This is a genomic window from Kaistia algarum (assembly GCF_026343945.1).
GTDB classification, from domain to species: Bacteria; Pseudomonadota; Alphaproteobacteria; order Rhizobiales; family Kaistiaceae; genus Kaistia; species Kaistia algarum.
Map to the genome: position 1 here is coordinate 1,087,371 of NZ_JAPKNJ010000002.1, position 7,162 is coordinate 1,094,532.

The following is a 7,162-nucleotide window of genomic DNA, read 5'->3' on the forward strand; positions in this document are numbered from 1 at the left end:
CGCGGTACCCATCATGCGGGTTGGTCTCCGGCGCAGCGTCGAGCGAGTCTGGCACTCGCCGACGCTGACGACCTGGCTCAGCCTCGGCATCCGCCTGGGCGGACTGGCGGTCATGCTGCCGCTGGTCCTCACCCATCTGGCGACGCCCGAGGTGCTGGTCTGGCAGATGCTGTCGACCATCACCATGATGGTGCTCTGGGTCGATTTCGGCTTCGGCCCGACCTTTGCCCGCGTCATCGCGTTTGCGCGCGGCGGCGGCACGCGCGCTGACCTCGTGCGGACCATGCGGGGGCTGAAGGCGGCCCCGCCGGCCGCAACGCCGGACGACCATGCCCCGTTGGATCTCGGCGCGGTGCTCCGGACGCAGCACGCGATCTATATCGGCATCTCCGTAGCGGCGATGGTGGTCGCCGCCGTCGTCGGCACGGCGACGCTGATCCGCCCGATCGCCAACCTGCCCTCCCCCAGCGCCGGATGGATTGCCTGGATCATCACGGCATTTGCGAGCCAGCTCACGCTGCTCAACAGCGCCAATGTCAGCATCCTCACCGGCTTCAACCGCCTCGCCTGGGTGCGGCGCATCGAGGCGGCGAACGGCGCGGCGCAGATCGGCTCGACCTGCCTCGTCATCCTGGCCGGCGGCGGGCTGATCGAAATCGTCGGCTGCTACTCGTTCTGGCTGATACCGCTGTTCGTGGTGAACCGCATCGGCGCGCGCAAGCTCGAGCCGCGCGATGCAAACGGCAAGACGTCGCGCTTCGACCGTTCGATCTTCCGCCTGATCTGGCCGGCGGCCTGGCGCAGCGGCATCGGCATCCTGATGAGCGTCGGCATCATCCAGTCGAGCGGCCTGCTCTATGCCCAGTTCGTCACGCCGGCGGCGGCGGCCTCCTATCTCCTGATCCTGCGTCTGATGACGGCGCTCGCTCCGATCGCGCAGGCGCCGTTCTATTCCAAGCTGCCCGTGCTGGCGGAACTGCGGGGAGCCAAGAAGCATGACGAACTCTGCCGCGTCGCCATCCGCGGGGTTGCCCTCGCGCACTGGACTTTCGTCGTCGGCGCGCTCTCGATCCTCTACATCGCCTTCCCGCTGCTCAAATGGCTCGGCAGTTCGGTGCCCTCCCCGGACTTCTGGATGACGGCGACGGTCTTCCTCGCCTTCTTCGTCGAGCGCTACAGCGCGATGCACATCCAGATCTATTCGCTGACGCATCACATCGTCTGGCACATCGCCAACGGCATCACCGGCGCGCTGATGATTGGCCTCTTCTTCCTGTTCGTGCCGGTGCTCGGCGCCGTGGCTATGCCGGCGGCGATGCTGGCGAGCTATCTCGGCTTCTGCTCCTGGTACGCCTCGCGCCTGTCGCTGCAGAGCCTCGACATCCGGCGCTGGACCTTCGAGCGACAAACCGCATTCTGGCCGGCGCTGACGCTGATCGCGGGGCTGCTTGTCTATCGATTCGTCGTGCAGGGGATGACGTTATGACCGTCGGCATCCTGCTGCGCTGCTTCCCGTTTTCTCTCGATGCGGCCTCTGCATCGCTTCGCCATATGCCCAAGGAGTATCCATGAGCAATCCGGACATTGCCCGCCTGGGGCACGCGACCCTCAATCCCTACCGCGTGGCAGCCGGTCTCGCGGGTCGGCGCCTGCTCTGGGACGTTCGGCCGATTTCCTGGTCCGCGCGCGCCAAGATGAAGCGCTGGCACAATCGCTTCGCCGGCCAGAAGGCCGTGATCCTCTGCAATGGCCCGAGCCTGTTGAAGGTGGATTTCGAACTTATGAAAGGCGTGTTCACATTCGGACTCAACAAGATCAACATGCTGTTCGACAAGACCGATTTTCGTCCGTCGTCGGTCGTGGTGCAGCAGGAGTTCGTGTTTCAGCAGAACAAGGACTTCTACAACGAGACCGACCTGCCGCTCTTTCTGGCCTCGATCGGAACGAAATATGTCCGCGATCGGCCCAACGTGGTCTTCTATCACGAGAGCGGCCCCCGGCATTTTGCCCGCGACTGCAACATGAGCCAGTATGGTGGGCACACCGTGACCTACACGGCGATGCAACTTGCCTTTCATATGGGCTTTACCGAAGTGGCTCTCGTCGGTTGCGACCACAATTTTGCGACCAAGGGTCCTGCTAACATGACGGCAGTGGCACAGGGACCTGATCTCAGCCATTTCGACCCAAACTACTTCGCCCACGGCTCCAACTGGGTCCTGCCCGATCTCTTCCAGAATGAAGTCAGTTATCATAGCGCCCGCGAGCAGTTCGAAGCCTTCGGCCGCCGATTGGTCAACGCAACGGATGGCGGTAAGCTTGAACTGCTGGAAAGGCAGACACTTCGTGATTTTATCGAAGGCTGATCATTTCTAGGGCGAGATCCAGCCAGCCTTATTAGCGAAGGGAGCGGTGACGATCCATGTATGCTTTGACCTTGCTCTTCTTCTGCATCCTTTGGGCAACGACGATACATATTGAACGTCTATCGTTGCCCGATTTCCGGGTGATGCAGTCACCCTATAGCTGGTTCCTCATCAGTTGGGTGCCGGGGGCAGTCTTGCTCGCTCTGCCGATCTATCGCTTTGCTGAGACCTTCACGCTGGCGGACGCCATGTATGTCGGGGCACTTCATGCCTCGTTCGTCGGTGGCAACCTCCTGGCCGTGCTGGCCAGGAAGCAGGCCGTTTCCCCGGATCGCAAGATGCGCTCGGCCATCTTTTCGGAGCCGGTCATCGCCGTATTTCTTCTGATCGGCTTGGTCGGGCAGGTTCTGATTGCCGTCGACGCACAGCGCAGCGGCACGCTGAGCTTCTCGGATCGCTTCTCCCTGACCTCAATCAGCGATATCAAAAAGCAATATACTGATCTTACGCAGTCTTCGTCTTTTGGTTCGTTTGCCGCTGTGATGCGATACATGGTGGCCTTCGGCCAAGTCGCCATCATCGCCTATAGCTGCGCGGCGGCCAATCGCGTCGATTGGGCGCGGCGCCGTCCCCTATTCCTGCTGGTCGTACTGCTGATCTTTGTCTCCATCGTCAATTCCTGGATTTCGACCGGCGGTCGGCTTGGCATCATCGTCACCGCACTCTTCTGCGCGTTGCCCTGGACGCTGCAATCGGCATGGCGCGACTCGTTCAGGCGCGGTGGGATCCAGGTTTGGCAGCTTATCCGACGCTATTTGTTGCCCGGAATCATAGCGGCCGTTGCCGTCGTCTTTCTGAGCACGGCATTCCTGCAAAACCGCATCGGAGAGAATGCACCGCTGGACCAGATGTATCTGGCACATCGCGCACAACTCGATCGCGACCTGCTGATCGTCGTACAGGACATGCCGTCGTTGCAGACAGGGTTGTTGCAGGCGAGCTATCTGACCTCAGGCTTGCCGACTCTCTCTTATTATCTCCACCTCAACGACTATCTGCCCGGCCCAGACTACGGCCTGGTCAATTTCCAGATCTTCTACCTGACCTTTGGTCGCCTTTTTCCCGGATATGACAACCAGGCCGGCGCGACGGCCTACAATGATCTGCTGTCACCGCTATCCGATCGCGGCTATTTCGCGAATGTCTGGGGCACCATGGCGCGTGAGGTGCTGATCGATTTCGGTAGACATGGCACGCTCGTTTTCTTTCTGGTGTTTGGCTTCCTCTCAAGTCGACTTCGCATCGCCTATTACTTCTCACCAACACTCGAAGTCGGCGTCCTTTATACCCTTTTTCGCATGCAGATGATCTTCTCCGGTTTTCACAGTCTGATTTCCCATCGGCTGTTCGGCTATGCATTCGTCGTAGCGTTGGCGATCTGGCTCGTGGCGCGCATGGCCCGCAGCCCACGACAAATGGGAGTTACCCTGCTCCCGTCCAGGCCGGCACGATGACGGGTGGGACCATGGCAGCTGCCGAGCGCAACCATCTTGAGAGTGGGATAGAGAGATCGGCTGACACAGACCTGACGATCATCATCTGTACCTATCGCCGGCCCCAGATCGTCGACACGCTCGAGTCGCTGATCGAGCAGGATCTGCCCGCCGGCTTATGTCCCCGGTTTCTGATCGTCGACAATGACGAGATCCCTTCCGCCGAAGCGACCGTGCGCTTGTTCTTCACCGACCATGACCGCGTACCCTACCGCTATGTCCACGCGCCGAAGCAGGACATCTGCATCGCGCGCAATGCCGGCCTCACCTACTGCGAGACCCGATGGGCCTTGATGATCGACGATGACGAGCGCGCGACATCGGGCTGCATCAAGCAAATCTGGGAAGCTCGCGGTTCGCGTCAGGCCGTTTTTGGGCGGACGGAGGCTCTCTATGATGAGAAAGCGCCCCGATGGATGCGCGAGGCAGATCTCCATAGCAACAAGATCATTCCCGGCCGCGTCCTCGACAAGGGCCATACGTCGATTGCGCTTGTTGATGTGGATTTTGTCCGCCTCCACGGTCTGCATTTCGAACCAAGACTCGGCCAGGTGGGGGGCGAAGACATGACATTCTTCAACGACATGTTCTTTGCCGGAGGCGAGCTTGGCTATGCGCCGGAGGCTGTCGTGACGGAAGTGGTGCCCCCAGGCCGGAGCCGGTTGTCCTGGGTCATTAAGCGTCGGTTCCGCGCCGGCCAGGTCGCCTGCTGGATGGCACAGCGGCGCCAGAGCCAGCGCGAGCGACTGGTAGCCGGATTGCGATCCACCGCGATTTTCGGGGTATCGATCGTCAGCGCCGCCGGGTGGCTCATCGTCTCGCCGGCGCGATCCGCCCAGTGGCTTGCGCGAGCGACAGAGCATCTCGGCCGACTGGCCCATGCTGCCGGCGTACCGCTCTACCGCGAATATGGCTGAGCCGCCTGATCAGCCGGCCGCAACCCCTGCGACCGGCTCCACCCCTGCCCCGATCTCGCCGCGGCGGAGCATGCCGAACAGATGAGCGTAGCCGAGTGTGTCCTGCAGGGCGTGATGGGTGTGGTGATGGCCGCCGAACCATTCGGGCGGATATTTCTCGCGCTTGCAGTCGAGATAGCTCCAGCCGGTGGCGGCCATGACCATGGAGGGGATATCGACGCCCGTTCCGTGGAAGAGGCCGGGGTCGCGGGGGCGGATGAAGAGCCGGCGGCCGAGGAAGCGCTGCAAATAGTAGTCGAGCCAGGCGCCGTCGAAGGAAATCGGATGCGAGACGAAGACCGGCACGCCCGGCCGCGACAGGGCCCAATCGGCCCAGGCGCGCAGCGCCAGCGCCGGCGCCACCGGCGCTTCGCGCGCCTGCTGCCATTCATGCGAATGGCCGCTCCACCAGGCCATGGTGCCCGGATCGGAACTGGCGCCGTCCAGCAGCTCGAAATTGACCGTGAATTCGCCCTGATCCTCGCCGTCTTCCCCGCGCGCGACCGAGGCGAGGCTGATCATGGAATTGGCTCCCGGATCGGGTCCATCCGCCTCGATATCGGTGACGATATAGCTGGCGTGCGATGGCGCCGGGCGGGCATACGAATTCATGAGGCGTTCCGATCCGTCGATGGTTCCGATAAGACCGTCCCGGTTGATCCGGCCCGGCTGAACGCATCGCGCGAAGGCTATCGCAATGCAGCATCGATGATAAGATGCGGAGACGAACGAGGCGGCTGGCCGCGACGCCATGCCGCCCAAAAGGAGATGAGATGAACGCCGATCTGACGAATGCCTCCCTGACTTACCGTCTTGCCGGCAAGCGGGTCTATGTCGCGGGACATCGCGGCATGGTCGGATCGGCTGTGGTCCGCCGGCTGCAGCGGGACGGGGTCGAGGTGATGACCTCTTCGCGCGACAAGGTCGACCTGCGCGATTCGGCCGCCGTCGGCGCCTTCCTGAAATCGGCCAAGCCCGATGTCGTGGTCGTCGCGGCGGCAAAGGTCGGCGGCATCCTCGCCAACGACACCTATCCGGCCGATTTTCTCTACGAGAACCTGATGATCGAGGCGAACCTCATTCACGGGTCGTTCGTATCCGGCGCCGAGAAGCTGCTCTTTCTCGGCTCGTCCTGCATTTACCCCAAGGTGTCGCCGCAGCCGATTCCCGAGGACGCGCTGCTTACCGGCCCGCTGGAGCCAACCAATGAGTGGTATGCGATCGCCAAGATCGCGGGCATCAAGCTCTGCCAAGCCTATCGCAAGCAGCATGGTGCCGACTTTATCTCGGCGATGCCTTCCAATCTCTACGGCCCGAACGATTATTTCGATCCGGAAAAGAGCCATGTCATCCCGGCCCTGCTGCGGCGGTTCCATGAGGCCGAGCAGCGCGGCGACCGCGAGGTCGTGTGCTGGGGCACGGGAACGCCGCGTCGCGAATTCCTCTATGTCGACGATCTCGCCGATGCCTGCGTATTCCTGCTGGAGAACTATTCCGGCTACGACCACATCAATGTCGGAACCGGCAGCGACATCACCATTGCGGAGTTGTCCGAGACGGTGAAACGGGTCACCGGATTTTCCGGCGCGATCCGCTGGGATCACAGCAAGCCCGACGGTACCATGCTGAAGCGCATGGACACCGCGCGGCTGGCGTCGCTTGGCTGGAAATCGTCGACATCGTTCGAAGATGGCCTGGCGAAGGCCTATCGCTGGTATCTGGAAAACCCCGTGCGCGGCGGCGAGGTTCCCGCTGCAGCGCAGCATTAACGCACTTGGCAAAGATGCGACGGTTCGGGTAATCCGACGTTAGCCTTCGAACCCGATTGCCACGTCGCATGTGAAGCGCTGCCGGGCCGGCCGCTGTCGATCGGATGGCAGTCACCGGCACGAGCGGTCGATGCAAGCCCCTGATATCGAAGGAATTTGCCTTCGTTCAGATTGCTCGCAAAGAGCGCATGAGATGTGCCCTCACTATCCTGCGATAGCAGAATGGCGTTCGTTTCAATCTAGGGCTCAAAATCGCCATTTGTGTGCGCTGCAATAGACCTTGTGCGGTGCGCCGGAAGATCGCATAACTGGCTTGGTGGCCCGATTTCGGAGCCGGCGGCTCGTCTTGAGCGCCATTGCCACCCGGACAGGAGGCAGCCGCCTCCTCGACCGTTGGCCCTTCATGCGGATGATTGAATGAGTTCGACCGGAAGAAAAGTCGCCCTGATCACGGGAGCGACGGGACAGGATGGGGCGTATCTTTCGGAGCTTCTGCTTTCGAAGGGCTATGTGGTCCA

The 7,162-nt window shown here is 61.8% G+C and carries 7 protein-coding genes; 6 read left to right on the forward strand and 1 reads right to left on the reverse strand.

Annotated features, from left to right (window positions below; translation table 11 throughout):
* The first annotated feature begins 13 nt into the window (after window positions 1-13).
* The 4 genes from OSH05_RS18300 (at window position 14) to OSH05_RS18315 (ending at window position 4,836) form a co-directional block, all read left to right on the forward strand.
* A complete protein-coding gene (locus OSH05_RS18300; protein ID WP_133163134.1) occupies window positions 14-1,486 on the forward strand; it encodes a polysaccharide biosynthesis protein in 1,473 nt (490 codons plus the stop codon).
* Window positions 1,487-1,568: 82 nt separating this feature from the next.
* On the forward strand, window positions 1,569-2,366 hold the full coding sequence (locus tag OSH05_RS18305) for a 6-hydroxymethylpterin diphosphokinase MptE-like protein (RefSeq protein WP_104220306.1): 798 nt from the start codon (window positions 1,569-1,571) through the stop codon (window positions 2,364-2,366).
* 56 nt (window positions 2,367-2,422) lie between these two features.
* On the forward strand, window positions 2,423-3,880 hold the full coding sequence (locus OSH05_RS18310) for a hypothetical protein (RefSeq protein ID WP_104220305.1): 1,458 nt from the start codon (window positions 2,423-2,425) through the stop codon (window positions 3,878-3,880).
* A gap of 11 nt (window positions 3,881-3,891) precedes the next feature.
* Window positions 3,892-4,836 carry a glycosyltransferase gene (locus OSH05_RS18315; protein WP_165801660.1) on the forward strand — a complete coding sequence of 315 codons (945 nt, stop codon included), beginning with the start codon at window positions 3,892-3,894 and terminating at the stop codon, window positions 4,834-4,836.
* A 9-nt stretch (window positions 4,837-4,845) separates the two neighbouring features.
* On the opposite strand, the gene OSH05_RS18320 is transcribed toward OSH05_RS18315, so the two are convergent.
* Window positions 4,846-5,487, reverse strand: a complete 642-nt coding sequence (locus OSH05_RS18320) for a DNA polymerase III subunit epsilon (protein WP_133163133.1) — start codon at window positions 5,485-5,487, stop codon at window positions 4,846-4,848.
* 161 nt (window positions 5,488-5,648) lie between these two features.
* Here OSH05_RS18320 and fcl point away from each other — a divergent pair, with 161 nt between their 5' ends.
* Both fcl and OSH05_RS18330 read left to right on the forward strand, forming a co-directional pair.
* Entirely contained in the window at window positions 5,649-6,644 is a 996-nt protein-coding gene (fcl, locus tag OSH05_RS18325) for a GDP-L-fucose synthase (protein WP_104220302.1), read from the forward strand.
* 417 nt (window positions 6,645-7,061) lie between these two features.
* Window positions 7,062-7,162 (forward strand): GDP-mannose 4,6-dehydratase (locus tag OSH05_RS18330; RefSeq protein ID WP_266352760.1); only part of this gene is annotated, 101 nt, incomplete at its 3' end.